This window comes from Cyanobium sp. WAJ14-Wanaka (assembly GCF_024345375.1).
Taxonomy (GTDB): Bacteria; Cyanobacteriota; Cyanobacteriia; order PCC-6307; family Cyanobiaceae; genus Cyanobium_A.
Genome location: NZ_JAGQAZ010000001.1, coordinates 667,342 through 683,923, shown reverse-complemented (window position 1 = coordinate 683,923; position 16,582 = coordinate 667,342). Strand labels below are relative to the sequence as shown.

Annotated in this window: 14 protein-coding genes; 6 read left to right on the top strand and 8 right to left on the bottom strand. The window is 62.0% G+C overall.

Going from position 1 to position 16,582, the window contains the following annotated elements; genetic code table 11:
• Window positions 1-29: 29 nt before the first annotated feature.
• Genes KBY49_RS03805 through KBY49_RS03790 form a run of 4 tightly spaced genes read right to left on the bottom strand, consistent with a single transcriptional unit; the run spans window position 30 to window position 2,863 of the window.
• Entirely contained in the window at window positions 30-1,646 is a 1,617-nt protein-coding gene (locus KBY49_RS03805; protein ID WP_315856992.1) for a CocE/NonD family hydrolase, read from the bottom strand.
• Window positions 1,647-1,931 carry a hypothetical protein gene (locus tag KBY49_RS03800; RefSeq protein ID WP_254933417.1) on the bottom strand — a complete coding sequence of 95 codons (285 nt, stop codon included), beginning with the start codon at window positions 1,929-1,931 and terminating at the stop codon, window positions 1,647-1,649.
• A 50-nt stretch (window positions 1,932-1,981) separates the two neighbouring features.
• On the bottom strand, window positions 1,982-2,386 hold the full coding sequence (locus tag KBY49_RS03795) for a DUF4332 domain-containing protein (protein WP_254933416.1): 405 nt from the start codon (window positions 2,384-2,386) through the stop codon (window positions 1,982-1,984).
• 9 nt (window positions 2,387-2,395) lie between these two features.
• On the bottom strand, window positions 2,396-2,863 hold the full coding sequence (locus KBY49_RS03790) for a Ycf51 family protein (RefSeq protein ID WP_254933415.1): 468 nt from the start codon (window positions 2,861-2,863) through the stop codon (window positions 2,396-2,398).
• Window positions 2,864-2,942: 79 nt separating this feature from the next.
• Here KBY49_RS03790 and KBY49_RS03785 point away from each other — a divergent pair, with 79 nt between their 5' ends.
• From KBY49_RS03785 to KBY49_RS03770, 4 genes are read left to right on the top strand one after another with little or no spacing between them, the layout of a single operon-like run.
• Window positions 2,943-7,256, top strand: a complete 4,314-nt coding sequence (locus KBY49_RS03785) for a translocation/assembly module TamB domain-containing protein (protein WP_254933414.1) — start codon at window positions 2,943-2,945, stop codon at window positions 7,254-7,256.
• A 56-nt stretch (window positions 7,257-7,312) separates the two neighbouring features.
• Window positions 7,313-8,206, top strand: coding sequence for an ROK family protein (locus KBY49_RS03780; protein WP_254933413.1), 894 nt, complete (start codon window positions 7,313-7,315; stop codon window positions 8,204-8,206).
• Window positions 8,207-8,228: 22 nt separating this feature from the next.
• Complete coding sequence (locus KBY49_RS03775; RefSeq protein ID WP_254934010.1) at window positions 8,229-9,533, top strand: glutamate-5-semialdehyde dehydrogenase; 1,305 nt, start codon at window positions 8,229-8,231, stop codon at window positions 9,531-9,533.
• Between the two features lie 9 nt (window positions 9,534-9,542).
• Complete coding sequence (locus KBY49_RS03770) at window positions 9,543-9,926, top strand: dihydroneopterin aldolase (protein ID WP_254933412.1); 384 nt, start codon at window positions 9,543-9,545, stop codon at window positions 9,924-9,926.
• On the opposite strand, the gene KBY49_RS03765 is transcribed toward KBY49_RS03770, so the two are convergent.
• Together KBY49_RS03765 and KBY49_RS03760 are read right to left on the bottom strand one after the other, a co-directional pair.
• A complete protein-coding gene (locus KBY49_RS03765) occupies window positions 9,915-10,517 on the bottom strand; it encodes a DOMON-like domain-containing protein (RefSeq protein WP_254933411.1) in 603 nt (200 codons plus the stop codon). The genes KBY49_RS03770 and KBY49_RS03765 overlap by 12 nt on opposite strands.
• Window positions 10,514-11,653: a phosphotransferase enzyme family protein gene (locus KBY49_RS03760; protein WP_254933410.1), complete on the bottom strand. Its 1,140-nt coding sequence runs from the start codon at window positions 11,651-11,653 to the stop codon at window positions 10,514-10,516. Before KBY49_RS03760 ends, KBY49_RS03765 begins: the two co-directional genes overlap by 4 nt.
• Window positions 11,654-11,707: 54 nt before the next feature.
• Between KBY49_RS03760 and KBY49_RS03755 the strand changes: the two genes are divergently transcribed.
• Together KBY49_RS03755 and KBY49_RS03750 are read left to right on the top strand one after the other, a co-directional pair.
• Entirely contained in the window at window positions 11,708-12,145 is a 438-nt protein-coding gene (locus KBY49_RS03755) for a 23S rRNA (pseudouridine(1915)-N(3))-methyltransferase RlmH (protein WP_254933409.1), read from the top strand.
• A gap of 86 nt (window positions 12,146-12,231) precedes the next feature.
• Window positions 12,232-12,804 carry a triacylglycerol lipase gene (locus KBY49_RS03750; protein ID WP_254933408.1) on the top strand — a complete coding sequence of 191 codons (573 nt, stop codon included), beginning with the start codon at window positions 12,232-12,234 and terminating at the stop codon, window positions 12,802-12,804.
• 57 nt (window positions 12,805-12,861) lie between these two features.
• On the opposite strand, the gene KBY49_RS03745 is transcribed toward KBY49_RS03750, so the two are convergent.
• Window positions 12,862-15,006, bottom strand: coding sequence for a M3 family metallopeptidase (locus KBY49_RS03745; protein WP_254933407.1), 2,145 nt, complete (start codon window positions 15,004-15,006; stop codon window positions 12,862-12,864).
• A complete protein-coding gene (locus KBY49_RS03740; RefSeq protein WP_254933406.1) occupies window positions 15,003-16,556 on the bottom strand; it encodes an NAD(P)H-quinone oxidoreductase subunit 4 in 1,554 nt (517 codons plus the stop codon). The genes KBY49_RS03745 and KBY49_RS03740 overlap by 4 nt, the downstream gene beginning before the upstream one ends.
• Window positions 16,557-16,582: the final 26 nt, after the last annotated feature.

Sequence of the window (16,582 nt, the reverse complement as noted above, 5' to 3'; positions counted from 1 at the left end):
CTAAAAATCATTCGCGGCAACAGTTTGCCCTAATTGACGCCGGGTTGCTCGCCAAGCAGGGAATAAACGCCAAGGCTTGGTTTGCCCAGTTCCAGGCTGATCACGCGATGGTTGGCGCTGGTTCCTCCCATCGGCATGGTGCCATCGCCAGGATTTAGGGCGATCTGGGGCCAGGCACTGGCGGCTAGTGATAGGCGCAGGCGCTCTCCTGGCTCGAGCTGGACCATTAGGGGTTGGAACTCCAGCTGGCGAATTCTTTTTTCCAAGCAGTGCTCACCTAGGAAGCGGGCCACGCCAGTGCAGAGCTGGCGCACCGAGCCATTGGTGTGCAGCACCGAGAGGCAGGCGCAAAGATCAAAGCCCGGTTGATCGGCGGAAATTGCCAGCTCCAGCCTGGGCCTGCCCAGCAGGGTGAACGGCTGCTCCAGCGGCGCACTGCTGAAGCAGATCACGTCGTTGCGGGCATCGAGATCGGCCCGATCACAGGGGCCGCTCTCAAGGCCGAGGTGGCCGCCGCGCCCCGGCACCGGCCGCCAGGGGTCATGCACCAAATACTGGCTCCAATCCTGGTCAGGATCCTGGGCAGATGCATTTTCAGGATGGAGTTCCCAGTAGATCGGCGCCTCCTGCTGGGGCCCTGGGCCCCAGGGGCCATGGGCACTGGCTTGATAGGCCAATTGCTCCTGGTGGTTTTGGGGTAGGGCTTTGTCCTGGAGATGGTGCTGAAAAAAGGCCAGTTGCATGGCATCGGCCCCACCAGGCCAATGCAGGTGGCCCCAGGCCCCTATGCGCAGCTGGGGATCTCCCCCCGCCCTTCGGCTCCGTTCCCATAGATCCAACACCCCGCGCAGATGGGGGTCATGCCAGCCGCCAATGAGCAGCATCGGCTTCCTCAGCAGGGCTTCTGGCGGTTGGTGGCGCACCCAGCCCTGGGCCTTTCGGGGGTCTTGCCGCAACCAGGCCAGGGCCATGCCCGAGGGGTCGTAGCTCTCCAGGAGCTGGAGGCCTTCGTTTAGGAAGCTGCCGTCTTCGAGGCTTGTCCGAATTTTTTGCCAACCTTCCAGGTCTGAATCTCTTTGGCAGCGTTGGGCCGCCAGCTGTAGCCCCCAGCCCAGCCCCAGGGCCCACCAGTGGGCTCCGCCCTCACTGGCCCAATGCAGCCGCTCATCAAGGCCCGCCATGGCCGGGGCCAGGCAGTCGGGCAGGGAAGCTGCCTCTGAGCTGCTGCTGTCGTTGAGTAGCTGGGTTAGGCCCTGGTAAGAGAAGCCGTAGCTGCCAACTCGTCCATTGCATTGGGGCAGTTGGCGAAGCCAGCTGATGGTGTCGGCGCCATCTCGGGCCTCCTGGGTGAATCCTTGAAAATCTCCTCCGGAATCTCCCCGGCCCCGCACGTCCTGGACCACTACCAGAAAACCGTGCTGGGCGTACCAGGCCGGATGGGCATAGGTGACGCTGGAGGCGATGGCCCTGGCGTAGGGCTGGCGCATTAACAGGGCGGGCCAGGGGCCTTTGCCAGGGGGGCTCCAGAGCCGGCTGACTAGCTGGATGCCATCGGTGCAGGCCATCGAGACGTCTTGCCAGGTGACGCAAGGCCCTATGACGCCTTGGCCTCTGACGTCTTGGCCGGTGACGCCATCTCCACCCACTCAGCGCACATCAGGGCAGTGGAGCCCGATCACGTAGGTGCTGAGAACCTCAGCATCCATGGGTGAAAGGTTGTTTTGCTTGGCGATTACCTTGATGGCCTGGGGGGAGGTTGAGCTGATCCCCGAGCTGTTGAGCTGGCGCAGTTCTGCGCAGATTTGCCTTGCTTCAGCTGGATTTTGCTTGACTTTTTCAAGTAGCTGGGATTGGGCCAAGGCCGGGTTGGTAGCTCCCAGGCTTAGGGCGGCCAGGAAGGCCCATCCCATGGCAGGCGATTTGAGTTGCATGGCTTTAACCCGCATCCATATACCTAAGGAGCGCCATGATCCCCCGGCGATCAGCTGTGGTCAGTTTGCCTCCTGGGTTTTCTCTTCTTGGCCCTAAGGATCCAGCTCCGCAGGGTTGTCAGATCCAGCAACGGTGCAGCCATCCCCGTGAGGCTGCGTTGCAGCCGCCCCATTTGGACAAGCAACTGGTGGGCATCGGCTTCGGCCAGCCCCTGGCTTGTGGCCACACCTGCGTAGAGCAGTAGGGCGGCCTCCTCAGGCTCCAGGCCCACCTCCACGATCAGGCGGGCCTGGCCGCGCAGCTTGATCAGCCTTGCCTCACTGGCTCCCCCCTGCCGGCCTAGGCGCCGTAGGTCGGCGTCGTTGATTGCGGCGAGTTGGGGCCAGCTGGCCAAATTTGCCTGGTCAAGCTGTTTCAGCTCTCTTGAGAAATGGGCCGGAAGCTTTAGGGCCATCTGCCTAGATCACCGGCCCGGGGTGACGCTGCCGCTGGCCAGATCACGGGTCACCTCGGCCAGCACCACTGGTTTGCTAACGCCAGGGCCGACGGTTTCCACCCGGCGCAGGCGGACATGGACCAGGCCATCAGGGGAACTGCGGCCGCTGCTGCGCAGATTTTGGGCCACCTGCTGCACGGTGGGCTCGTAGCTGGCGGGGGGCAAATCAGCTGGAGCCGCAGCGATTACCAGGTCGCTGCCGTTATCGAAAACCAACGGCACACTTACTGCCCCCTCCAGGCTGACCCGGGGGGTGTAGCTGATCGCAAATGCCAGGCAGGAAAGGGAAAGTAGGGCCGTGAAGCTGGTTACCCCCACCAACCGGAAGCGAATGCCCCAGCGGGCCAGGTAGGCCGTGATGGTGACAACCGCCAGGGCCCCGCTCGCTGCTCCCAGCCACTGGCCTGCCACGAACAGGATCGGATCGGCGGCCATGCCCACGGGAGATTTGCTCTCGACAACGCCCCTATATTGCGCTGAAACAAGGCAAGCAAGGCCCCGGGGGATGGCTTAGGTGCCTGAGCAAGGCTTCCAACCCAGCCGCAGGCCCTCCGCCCTGGCCCTTCGGGTCACGGCCCTGGTGGCTGTTGTTGCAGGGGGATCCCTTTGGACCTCCCATTGGCTGGTGGACCAGGCCCTCAGGCAATTTTTTGCCCGCTGGAATCCTGTGCTGGAGAGCCAGGTGGCCCGGGTGATGGGCCATCCATTCAGCCTCGGCGCCTACCAGGGCCTCGGTTGGGGCGGGGTGCGGGTGGGTCCCACTCGCCTGGGGCCAGGCCCTGCGGATCAATCCCAGCTGTCCTCAACGGGCGGCTCCGTCAGCCTGGACCTGGGGGCCAGCTTGATCAGCTCAACACCGGTTGTTCAGATCGGCCTTGAGGGGGTGAGGGCGGAGCTAAAGCCCAATCGCCAGGGCCAGTATTGGGTCTTGGGCCCCCCTGCCGTTGGCCAGAAAGCTCCACGCCTGGATCTTCGCTTCCGGCTGCGCGATGCCGCCGAAGTGCGGATTGGCAAGGGCAAGCAGCCCCTTTTGCTGACCGGGAGATTTGCGATTCAGCCGCACCTGCATCAATTGGCCCTGAATGCAACGGTGCGTCCCAGCCCCCCGGCTGGGCGGGGACCGATTAACCCGGCCGGATCCCTGCAGATTGGGCTCGGGGGCAATTGGGGCGACCGCCGCTGGCACGGCCAACTGGGATCTAAGTTTCTGGACCTTGGTGCTCTGGCACCGGCCCTAGGACTTCCCATCCAGCTCAAGGGTTCCGTGGCCGGTTTGTTGAAGTGGAACTGGCAGCACCAGCAGCCCAGCTGTGGGGGACAACTGCAGGCAAGGGATTTGGCCTGGCATCAGGCGGCTCCGGCAGGGCCATTGCGGATTTCCCGCCTTGAGCTGCGCTGCCAGGGCAACAGTTTTGCGCTCAAGCCCCTGCTCTGGCAGTGGGGCAAGCTCCAGGGCAATTTCCAAGGGCGCGGCCATTGGAGTGGCAGGGGCCCAAGGGGTTCTGTGGTTTTCGACAGGCTGCTGCTTCAGCGACAGGGTTCCTGGCTAAAGGGCAAGGCAACCCTGGGGCCCTTCGCCAAGGGCCTGCCCCCGCTGAAGGCCCAGGCCAGCTGGCAGCTCAGGCCCCATGATCTCCGGCAGGGAACAGCCCAGCAGAGCTGGCTGGGGCGCCAGCCGATCCAGGGCAACCTCCAATTGGGCCTGGCCCGTAATCAGAGCCAGCTAGAGGTCCAGGCGCGTCAGGCGACAAATCCCCTGGTGGGCCCCTGGCAGGCAGCTTTGGCTTGGCAAAACTCGCTCCTAAGGCTTCAACACTTCCGCAGTAGCTATCTGCAGGCCTCCGGCCGCCTGCCCGTTGCCCTTGGCCCTAGGGGCGGCCTGGGCAGCGGCGAACTCCAGCTGGATCTCGCCCTTGCCCCCATGCCCCTGGCCCGCCTAGGCGGCCTGGTGGGGGCACCACTGCAGGGGGTGGTGTCTGGCCAGGGCCAGCTGGTTGGTCGACTGGGGGCCATCACCCCCAACCTGCAAATACAACTTGACCAACCCGGCGCGGGCCCCCTCGGCTCAAGGGAGGCCTGGGCCGGCAGTTGGCTGGGTAATGCCGCTGGTGGCGGGCGCCTGGAGTTACGCCCCCAAACCCCAGGCAGCCCAGGCCTTTTGACGGCCGATTTCAACCGCAGCTGGGTGCCAATTCAGCTGCGGTTGCAGCGGCAAGGCGGCAGCCTGGTGCTGCAGGGCACGCCCCGCCTATACCGCTGGCAGGCCCAAAACCTCCCCCTAGATGGGGTCCAGTTGGCCCTGGGGCCAAGTCGGCGCCTTCAACCCCTGTCGGGGGGCCTCAGCGGCCAGGGTGACCTAACCCTTCAGCCCTTGGGTTTTGGGGTCAGGGCAGCGCTTGATCGGCCGGTCTTTTTGGGGGTCTGGGCCCGTTCAGCCACGGTCGAGGGTTCCTATCGCAACCGCCAATTTTCTGCCAAGGGTTCCCTGTTGCCCCTCGGGGGAGGCCAGCTGGGCTTCGATTGGGGCGGCCGCTGGCAGGGCCCATTTTGGGCCAATTTCCAGGCTCGCCAGCTTTCCGACAAATTTTTAAGGCAGCTGGTGGCCGCAGCCCCCCAGTGGCGGGGCGCTGGCCTGGCCCGCCAGGGCAAAGCCCAGGACCTGGGCCTGCTTGCCATCGACAGCCTGGGCCAATCGCTGCAGCAGCAACTGGCCGCCTTGCTAGCTGCCCAGGAACATCTTGCGGCAGCTCGAGCCGATCGCCAGGCCAACAGCACCTCCCTTGAAAAAATCGAGCGCTTACGGGCTCTAGTCGACGCCGATCTCAGCCTTGGGGGATCCAGCATTGCCGCCGCCAAGCTGGGCTTGACGGTCAAGGCCCACCTCTGGCAGGCGGACAACGACCAGGACAGGGCCCTCGGCCTGGAGCCTGTGCAAATCACCCTCCAGGGACCACTTTTTAGCGGCGACGGCAGTTTCAGTGTGGCCAATTTGCCCCTCTCGCTTTTGGCGCTGCTGACCCCAGTGCCCCAGCAGCTACGGGGCTCCCTGCTGGCCCAGGGACGGTTTCGCCTCGGGGGCAAGCGTCCCCAATTCAGCCTGGACCTGGGGCTCAGTGGTGCGGCCCTGCAGGACACCGCCCTCGAGCTCAAGCGCGGTCGCATTGCCCTCGAGGCAGACAACCTGGTGCTTGACCTGGCCCTGCAGGGTGCGGGGGCCCAGAATTCCCTCGAGCTGGCCGGGAAAGTGCCACTCGATGCCCAGGCCCAGGGCCTGGAGTTGCGCCTAGCCAGTCGGGATGATGGCCTGCGCTTCTTGACCCGGCTAGCGGAACCGGCCGTGGATTGGCAACGGGGCCGAGCGGATCTACAGCTGTTGGTGCGCGGCAGCGTTGCAGATCCGATTGCAAATGGCTTCTTGAGGGTGAGGGATGCCGAATTGGGATTTATTGGCCAGAAATTGGCATCGGTCCAGCTCCTGGCCTTGTTTGATTTTCAGCAGGTGGTGGTGCAGGAACTTTCTGCCAAGGTCGGCGCCGCCGGCCGCATTGAGGGCAAGGGAATCCTGGGGCTGTTGAAAGCACTGTCCGATTCAAACCCTGCCAACTCAAATCCGGGCAATCCCAATTCTGGCAATCGGAGCTTGGTCATAGGTATCAAGGCCGTGCCCTTTTCCCTCCCCCGGATCAAGGCCCTGGCCAATGGCGAACTCCAGATCGACGGTGGCCTGACTTCGATGCAGATGGCCGGCGACCTGGCGATTTCCAAGGGCAGCATCAACGTGGCGCCTGGCGAAATGGTGCCCGCTGGCGGTGGCCGCCCCAGCAGCTCAGTGAAAGAGTTGCTGGAACAGCGCTGGAATTTCCAGAAACCTCTGGTGCTACTGGGGCCAGAACTTGAAAGTGCATCCAGTGCCTCCGTGCGGGAGGCGATGCCGCGCTTTTCGGCTTTGGGTTTCAACAACCTGCGGCTCAAGCTTGGCCCCGATCTGATGGTTGGTGTGCCGAATGTGGCGAGTTTTGGTACGGCCGGCTCGCTCCGACTGAATGGGCGCCTGGACCCCAGCCTTTCGCTTTCCGGGGTGGTGCGGCTGCAGAAGGGCCGCTTAAGCCTCTTTACCACCAGCTTTAGCCTGGATCAAGCCAATCCAAACGTCGCTGTCTTTACCCCCTCCATGGGGTTGATCCCCTACATCGACATCGCCCTGCAAACGCGCATATCCGACAGCCTCAATCTGCCCGGCAACAGCCTCGGGACCCCCCTGGGCCCCTCCCTCGACAACTATTCCAACCAGGGCAGCTTGAGTTCGTTGAACCAGTTGAATTTGGTCAAGGTCTATTTAAGTGTCAGCGGCCCGGCCGACCAGCTTGCCCGCAACCTGAAACTGCGCAGTTCCCCTCCCCTGCCTGAGGACCGGCTCCTGGCGCTGATTGGCGGCAACACCCTTGCCGGATTGGCGGCTGGCCAGGCCGGTGCGGCCCTGGCCACGGCCCTCGGCCAGACCCTGCTTTCACCGGTGCTGGGCGGATTGAGTGATGCCCTTGGCCAGCGGGTCAGCTTTGCGCTCTATCCCATTTTTGTGAATACCTACGTAAACGGCACCACCAGCCAGCGCTCCGGCCAGGTGCCACCGCAACTGGTGCTGGGTTCGGAAATTGGTCTTGATATCACCCAACGCTTCAATACATCAATTTTGGCGGCTCCGAATCGATCCGATGTGCCTCCCCAGCTCAACCTCAACTACAGGGCATCTGATTTGATCAATCTGCAGGGGACTGTTGACAGCCAGGGTGCTGTCGGCGGCCAGTTGCAATTGTTTCTGCGCTTTTGATTCCCATCAAGGCCCCTATTAGCGATCCCCTAGCCCCTATTCACCCTGCCTTTGTAATGCCCAGTTCGATCGAACAAGTTATCGGTGTGGACCTGGGCGGCACCGCCATCAAATTGGGCCGCTTCAACGGTGCAGGCGAGCTGCTGGCTGGTTTGGAGCTGCCCACTCCCCAACCGGCCATGCCTGGAGCAGTTTCGGTTGCGATTGCCGAGGCTATTCAACAATTGGATCCGGAGCGCCTTGCCCCGCGGGTGGGGATCGGCCATCCCGGTCCGGCGGACCGCAGCGGCCGGGTGGCTCGGGTGGCGATCAATTTGCCCGGGTGGATAGATGTGCCCCTGGCCGATTGGCTGGAGCCGATGCTGGAACGGCAGATCACCCTGGCCAACGATGCCAACTGCGCCCTGGTGGGTGAGCATTGGCTTGGGGCGGCCCAGGGCTGCAGTGATGTGTTGCTGTTGACCCTCGGCACCGGAGTGGGGGGGGCTGTTTATCTCGATGGCAAGTTGTTTACGGGGCGCGGCGGTGCGGCGCCAGAACCCGGCCTTATCTCAATTAATGCTGAGGGTCCTGTTTGCCACAGCGGCAATCGGGGCTCCCTTGAGCAGTACTGCAGTTTGGCCGGCCTGCGCCGTTTGAGCCCCCTAGATCCAGCTGAGTTGGTCCAGCGAGCGGCAGCTGGCGAGCCGGAATCCCTGGCAGTCTGGGCTGAGTACGGCCGCTTGCTGGGGGTGGGCATCAGTTCGCTCGTTTACCAATTCACCCCGGAGCGCGTTCTAATTGGCGGTGGCTTAGGCGCGGCCAGTCCCTATTTTCTGCCGGCCGTCTGGGCCCAGGTGCAGGAGCGGGTGCAGGCGGTTAGCCGGGAGGGGCTGGAGATTCAGCCCTGCGCCCTCGGCAATGGGGCCGGCCGGCTTGGTGCAGCCAGGTTGGCCCTTGGCTGGAGATGATGGGGGGCTAAAGCTCCTGGCCATGGCCGTTCCCGATCCGAGTTCTGATTTGATCCAGCGGGCCGCAGTGGTCCGCCGCGCCGCCATGGCCCTGGGCCAAAGCACCGATGCGCAGAGGCAGTTGGCCGTGGTGGCTATGGCCGATGCCCTGGAGGCCGCGCGGGAATCGATCCTCGAGGCCAACCGGGCGGACCTCGACGCAGCGGCCCTGGAAGGTTTGACCCCGGCACTGGTGGCCCGCCTGAAGTTGGATGCGGCCAAACTCGACGCTGCCATCGCCGGCGTGCGCCAGGTGGCCGCCCTGGCAGATCCCCTGGGTCGCCGCCAACTCCACACCGAACTCGACCAGGGCCTGACCCTGGAGCGAATCACCGTTCCCCTGGGGGTGGTGGGGGTGATCTTCGAAGCACGCCCCGATGCGGTGATGCAGATTGCCTCTCTGGCAATTCGCTCGGGCAATGGCGCCCTGCTCAAGGGGGGGCGCGAGGCCTCCGCCAGCTGCGCCGCAATCCTGGAGGCCCTGCGTGGGGGCCTTGCCGCCAGTGTGGTTTCTGCGGGTTGCCTCGAACTCCTTACCAGCCGTGAGGAAAGCTTGGGTTTATTGAAGCTTGATGGGCTGGTGGATCTGATCATTCCCCGCGGCTCCAATGAGCTGGTGCGCTTCATCCAGGACAACACCCGCATCCCGGTGCTTGGCCATGCCGATGGGATTTGCCATTTATATGTGGATCAGGCGGCGGATCTGCCCCAGGCCCTAGCGGTGGCGTTGGATTCAAAAATCCAGTACCCAGCTGCCTGTAATGCCATCGAAACCCTGCTGGTTCACCAGGCGGTCGCCGCCGATTTCCTTGCCCTGGCGATTCCGGCCTTTGGCCAGGCCGGGGTGGAGCTGCGGGGCGACGCAGCGGCCCAGGCCCTCGGTGTGGAAAATCCAGCCACCGAGGCAGATTGGGGCACGGAGTATTCCGATTTGATCCTGGCGGTGAAGGTGGTTGCTGATCTTGAAGGGGCCCTAGGGCACATCCGCAGCCATGGTTCGCGCCACACCGACGCCATTTGCACAACCGACCAGGCAACGGCTGATCGCTTCTTGGCGGCGGTTGATAGTGCCGGGGTCTATCTCAATTGCTCCACCCGCTTTGCCGATGGTTTCCGCTACGGCTTTGGTGCTGAGGTGGGCATCAGCACCCAAACCCTGCCGCCCAGGGGCCCGGTGGGCTTGGAGGGTCTGGTGACCTATCGCTACCGACTGCGGGGCGACGGCCATGTGGCCGGCGATTACGCCTCCGGTGCCCGTTGCTTCAGCCATCGCAGCCTGCCGCTGTAGGTCGAAAGCATGGATAGGGCTTCGATTGTGGTGCGTGGCCTAAGGCTCTGGGCCCATGTGGGAGTGCTGGAAAGTGAGCGCATCTGTGGCCAGTGGTTTGAGCTGGATCTGCAACTGGGCCTAGACGCTGCTGGCTTGGCCGCCGCCGCCAGCTCCGACGATCTGGCTTCTTGCCTCGATTACAGCCAGGTGGTTCAGCTTCTCCAAAGGCAGGCCAGCAGCATGGTCTGTCGCACCATTGAGCACTACAGCGAACAAATTCTGATGGCGATTGAGCAGTTGTATGGTCCGGTGGCAATACAATTGGAATTGCGCAAGTGTGCGGCTCCCATTGCTGGCTTTGATGGCATAGTTGCAATCCAGCGCTGCCGCCGCTGGCCCCTACAGGCTTAGGGTCCAGCCCTGGCGGTTATGGAAATCGGCTTCTTCTCCTGGGTGGGCTAGGGCCCAGTAGCTGAGATCAATAATTGAATTTTGGGGAATTTTGGCGCTTCGGCGGGATTTGATCACGGCGCAGATTCCCAGCTCCAGGGTTTGGGCATGGCCAAGGGCGGGTGGCAATGGGCAACTCAGATCGAGGCTAAGAATGTTTTCCTGCCGGGCCACCGCAAAGCCAAGATTTTCTGCACTCTGGTCCACCTCTAATGCTTGTCTGTAATCCGCAAGCCGATAGAGATTCCAATCGCCACTGGGGGAGAGGTTGCATTCCCAGTAGGGAGCCTGGCCCGCTACAGCGCCAAACCATTCGAAGCAGGTGTTCTGCCAGAGGTTGTCACAGCGGCTCGCTTTTTGAACTCTATCTGGGATTAAGAGCTTTTGTAAATCTCCCTCAAGTCTGTAGTGGATCCGCAGCAAATTTTGGCCTGCAGAGCGCTCTGCCCAGCCGCTAATTGCGATCTCAGGTTTACCTGGGGACCCTGCTGGTTGGTTGTTACCGATAAAAGGCTTCAGCTGAAATGATTGCTTGGCAACTATTTCATTCATCTACGGAGCTTCTCGATAATGGCTTCAATTTGAATTTGCTGGCTTTCTATGCTTTTGGTCAGTTGGAATTGAACCCTTGCACGATCTAGGTTGTGGCCGGGGCGGCTAACCTTGAAATAGGTGTTGCCGGCCAGGTGGTCAGTTAGAAATCTCAGCCCCAGTTCGAAGCTAATCAGGCGAATTGCAGTGTAAATGTAGTTGAAATCCTGCGCTGAAAGGGTATCTCCAACGGCGCCGCAATAGCCCTCCAGGATTGCTTCGCAGCGCTCTAGATCGAATACCACAGACGAAAAATCTCGGGTCTCCTCACCAAGCGGATTACAGGCAGAGCGGCAGCAATCGCCAATGTCGTAGTGCAACAGCCCCGGTTTCACCGTGTCGAGATCCACCAGGGCAATGGCGCAACCCGATTCGCTGCACAGCATCACGTTGTTGATCTTGGGATCGCCGTGGATGGGCCGTTGCCTTAATTCGCCCCGCTCCCTAGCCGCTTCCAGCACCGGAGCCAGCTGCTCTCGCTCGGCCACAAAGGCCAGGCAGGCTTCCAGTTCCTGATTTGCCTGGAGGGCCTGGGAGCTGCGGGCCTGGGTCAGGCTTGACTTGAAGTTCTGCAGATAGAGCGGAGTTATGTGAAAGCCGGGCAAGGTGTCGTGGAGCTCCGCGGCCGGCATGGCACTTACTAGACGATGGAAGAGGCCTAGGCCTCGGCCAATTTCGCGGGCCTGGACTGGGGTGCTCAGGATTTCGAGGGAGTGGGCCTTCTCCACAAAGGTCAGCAGGCGCCAGGTTTCGCCTTCGACCTCCAGCCAGGTTTGGCCGTTTTCTGGCACGGCAACGGTCTTGGGCACTTGCCAGCGCTCGCCATGGAGCCAGGAATTGGGGCTTTTGGCCAGCAGTTCACCGTGCTCCACCAGCTGCTGGATGTTCTGCATCACCAGGTCACACCTGGGGAATACCCGCTGGTTGATCTTCTGCAAGACGAAGCGCTGGGCTTCCTTGCCAGCGGTGACAACTAAATAGGTGTCGTTTACGTTGCCCCTGCCCAGGGGGGAAATCTCCACAACCGGGGCCGGCAGGGCGAAACGGCTGGCAATCGGGGATAGGGCCTCCAGGAGCGTGTCTGAAGGGCTTACCAACGACCTGGCTGCTATTGATTTACGAGTTTTGCACGTTCCCTTTCGCCTGTTGCTGTGCTCAATCCTTCCCGGGTCCGCTTGATTGCCGTTGGCAAGGTGCGCAAGCGTTGGTTGCAGGAGGGGGCCGATGTCTACCTGAAGCGTCTTCCCGGTTTGCAGGTGGTGGAGGTGAAGGATTCCTCCCCGGCCAGGGAAGCTGCGGCGATTTCTGCCCTGCTTAAGCCAGAGGAACGGCTTGTAGTGCTTACGGAGGAGGGCACCCTCGCCAATTCAGTGAGCTTCTCCCAGGAGCTGGAAAGCCTTGCCTCCGAGCGTTTGGCCCTGGTGATCGGCGGTGCTGAAGGTATTGCCCCCGACCTGAAGGCCCGTGCCCACCGGAGTTGGAGCCTGTCGCCCATGACCTTCCCCCACGAGATCGCGCGCCTGCTGTTGCTGGAGCAGCTTTACAGGGCGATCACCATCCAGCAGGGTGGCCCGTACCACAAGGTTTGATTTTGGGCTTGGACCTTAAGGGCGAATTGGAGCTGGGGGCCAGAGAAGTTGCCACCCAAGGTGACCACTGCCCAATCCCTTTGGTGATGGTCCACGGTCTCTGGGATACCCCAAATTTGTTTCGCCGCCTGGAGGCCCATTTGGGTGCTGGCCGGCCGGAAAGGTTGGTGCCCCACCTGCCCCACCGGCTTGGTGCTGTCGACCTTGGCAGCCTGGCCCGGGATCTCGATGGCCTGATTCAGTCGCGTTATGGCCCTGGACAGCCAATCGATTTGCTTGGCTTTTCGATGGGGGGGGTGATTGGCCGTATTTGGCTCCAGGAGTTGGGGGGCCATCACCGCACCCGACGTTTTTGGAGTGTGGGCAGCCCCCAGCAGGGCACGCTGGCGGCCCAGCTGGTACCGCGCTGGTTGCTGCCGGGGATTGCGGATATGAAAATCGGCAGTTCCCTGTTGCGGCGTCTCAACCAGCAGCCCGATGCCCTTAGGGGGGTCAGCTGCGAGAGCTTTTTCTCTGCCACGGACATCACCGTGTTTCCCGGTTGGCGGGCGGTTTTACCCATGGGCCCGAGATACCGCCTACCCGTATGGACCCACCGGCAGTTGATCGTGCATCCCCTAGCCCTGGAGAGGCTTGGCCAGGCCCTGCTGGCTAATTGATCAGTTCCCAATAGGGATACCCCTGGCCAAGGCTTTTGCTCCATAGGCCCATCAACTTCACTGCCGAACCAGGCCGGAATGGCGGATTAGGGCTGCGCTTGATGGGGGACGGCCGCGAAAAGCCTCAAAGATTTCGGCTGGGGAGCTGCTCCCCCCCATGGCCAGCACCGTGGCTCGGAAACGGCGACCCAGCTCAACTATTTCCCCTTCCTCCCCTAAACCAGCTTCCTCAAAGGCGCTGAAGGCATCCGAGCTGAGCACCTCGGCCCACTTGTAGGAGTAGTAGCCCGCTGCGTAGCCACCGGCGAAGATATGGCTGAAGGAGCAGAGAAAGGCGTCTTCGGGGATGGGGGGGAGCACCGTGGTGGTTTTTGCCAGGTGGCGCCGCATTTGCTCCGGTGTTTGGCCGCATTCGGGGCTCCAGTTGCCGTGCAGTTGCAGGTCCGTGAGGGCAAAGTGCACCTGGCGCAGGGTGGCATTGCCTCCCATGAAGGTGCGTGCTGCCAGCAATTTCTGGTAGTCGGCCTCCGGCAGCGGTTTTTGGCTCTGCCAATGGCGCGCCATGCCCATCAATGTTCCCCTCTCGTAGCACCAGTTCTCCATGAACTGGCTGGGTAGTTCCACCGCATCCCACTCCACGTTGTTGATGCCGGCGGCCTGGGGGCGATCCACGCTGGTGAGCATGTGCTGGAGGCCATGGCCAAATTCATGGAAGATGGTTTCCACTTCCTCAAAGGTCATCAGGCTTGGCACCTCGCCCACCGGCGGGCTTTGGTTGCAGATCAGGTAAGCCACCGGAAGCACCGGTTGGCCCTGCCTGTTGACGGAGCGACCCAGGCACTCATCCATCCAGGCCCCGCCCCGCTTACTTCCCGGACGGCTGAAGGGATCTAGGTAGAAAGCAGCAATGGTTTCGCCGGATAGCTCATCAAGCACCTGGAAATAGCGGACATCCTGGTGCCAGGTGGGCGCATTCCCTGGCGCATCAGCTGGCGCATCACCTGGCGCAGCAACGATGCGAATGGCGAACAGCCGCTGGCAGAGGCCAAATAGACCTTCCAGAACTTGCCCCAGGGGGAAATAAGGTCTGAGGGCTTCGCTATCTAGATCAAAGTTTTCCTGGCGCACCTTTTCGGCCCAGAAGCTGACATCCCACGGCTGAAAATCCTTCGCTTCCCCTGCCCCATGGCGCCCGGCACAGGCCCGTAATTCTTCTATTTCTGCCTGGGCCATGGGGTAGGCCGCTGCCCTTAGCTCCTCGAGCAGTTTTTCTACGCTCGCCACGGAGTCGGCCATTTTCGAAACCAAACTCAGCTCGGCCCAGTTGGCGAAACCGAGTATTCGGGCCTGTTGGCGCTTGAGCTCGAGGATTTGCTCAATCAGGGGCCAGTTGTTTAATTCACCGCTGGAAGCCTTGCTGACCTGGGCTCGATAAACCTGCTCACGCAGGTCCCGCCGTTCGCTGTACTTAAGGAATGGCCCTACCCGGGGCAGATCCAGCCCCATGCGCCAACTGCCAGGCTGGCCGGCCTCCTCCGCTGCCTGGGCCAGCAAGCCCTTGAGGCTGTCAGGCAAACCGGCTAGCTCATCAGGGTTGGTAAGGCTCAAGCTCCACTGGTTGGTGGCATCCAGCACGTGGTTGCCAAAGCTGTTGGCCAGTTCTGCTAGCTGCTGGCACCTGGAGTTAAAAGACAGTTGGGCCTCCGCCTCCAGGCCAACTCCCCGCAGTCGCATGTCGCGCAACTCGGATTCGAGGATGCGCTGTTGGGCCCCATCTAGCTTTTGGCTGTGCTGCTGCAATGCTTCTAGGGCCTTGTAAATGGTGCGGCTTTGGCCGGCCCTGTTGCCAAAACTGACCACCGAGGCCTGGTGCTTTTGGTGGACTTCCCTAAGGGCCGGGCTATTGCAGACCCCATTTAGGTGGCTGACTACCCCCCAACTCCAGCGCAGCCTTTCCCCGAGGTGGTGCAGGGGATCCATCAACTCATCCCAGCCCAGGGGCTTTGCGGCCTGGGAGCTAGCAGTTAGGCGGAGCTCTAATGCTGCCTCGAGCTCCCCCAGCTCTTTGTGCAGCCCCTCCAGCAGCAGGGGGATGGCCTGATCTATTTGTTCTGGGGTTATGGCTGAGTATTGGGGTAGGCCTTGGCCCGCCAACAGGGGCAGATCTTCAACCGATTCAAGGGTGCTAATCACCGGGCTCATGGCAGGGGGATGGAACCCAGGCTGATCGCAGTGGCACTGGCCAGGGTGCTCGCCAAGCTATTGGTTGTGGCCTGGTAGAGGTCGATGGCGATGCGGGGCCAGAAGCCGATTACCAGGGTGGGCACCAGCAGGGTGAGGCCAATCACCAATTCCCGGGGCTTCATGTCGCCAACCACGGCCAGGGCTGGGATGCGGGGGCCAAAAAAGACGCGGCGGCACAGGGAGAGCAAATAGACCGGCGTAAGCACAAGGCCTATCGCCGCGAGCACGATTGTGATTACCCGGAAGCCGATGGTGAAGCCATCGTTGGCGGTGACCCCAAGAAAGACGGTGATTTCGCTGACAAAGCCACTCATGCCAGGCAGGGCTAGGGAGGCTAGGGAGCTGGCAAGGAAAAATGCGAAGGTGATCGGCAGGGCCTTAGCCAGGCCGCCCATGTTGGGAATCGAGAGGGTTTCGGTGCGCTCATAGAACACCCCAGTCACGAAGAACATGGCCGCAGCGATAAGTCCATGGCTGATCATTTGCAACATTGCACCGCTCATTCCCAGGGCATCTACGGCGCCGATACCCAGCAGCACAAAACCCATGTGGCTCACTGAGCTGCAGGCGATGCGCCGCTTGACGTTGTCCTGGGCAAAGGCGTTTAGGGCCCCATAGACGATGTTGACGATGCCTAAAACGATCAGGGCCGGCGCCAGGGTGAGGTGGGCGTCGGGCAGCATCTGCACGTTGAAGCGCATCAGGGCATAGCCCCCCATCTTCAGCAGCACCCCGGCCAGCAACATCGACACCGGAGCATTGGCCTCGCCATGGGCATCGGGCAGCCAGGTGTGCAGTGGGAACATCGGCAGCTTGACGCCAAAGCCGATTAGGAAACCCAGGTAACAGAGCAGGCCAAAAACGCCACCGGGGGAGCGGGTGGCCAGTTCGCTGAGGTTGAAGGTGAATGGGCCGCTCAGGGCCAGGGCCAGGCCACTCAACAGAATCAGGAGCGAGGCCGTTGCCGTGTAGAGAATGAATTTGGTGGCCGCGTATTGGCGTTGCTTGCCGCCCCAGATCGCAATCAGTAGGTAAACGGGCACCAGCTCCAATTCCCAGGCCAGGAAGAAGAGCAAGAAATCCTGGGAGAGAAAAACCAGGCCCTGGGCGGAGGCCTGAACCAACATCAGGCCGAAATAGAGCCGGGTTTTGCTTTTGATGTTCCAGCTGGCGGCCACCGTCAGCAGGGTCACTAACCCTGAGAGCACCACCAACGGCACCGAGAGGCCATCGGCGCCCAGGGACCACTCCAGGCCCAGGGCCGGCACCCAGCTAATCCGTTCCACCAGTTGGAGCCCAGCTTCTTGGCCATCAAAGTGCTGGCTAAAGGCCACCAGCATCAGCACCAAATCGGTGAGGAGGGCACCGAGGGCCAGGGTCCTGGGCCACTTCGGGTCGGTGCCGTCTCCTGGAAGCAGTGGCATCGCCAGGGCCGCCGCCGCTGGCAGCAGCACAATCAGGCTGAGCCAAGGGAATGACGCTGTCTGAATGGGCAGATTGGCGTCCATCACAGCCCTGTTACAGCCATGGCAAA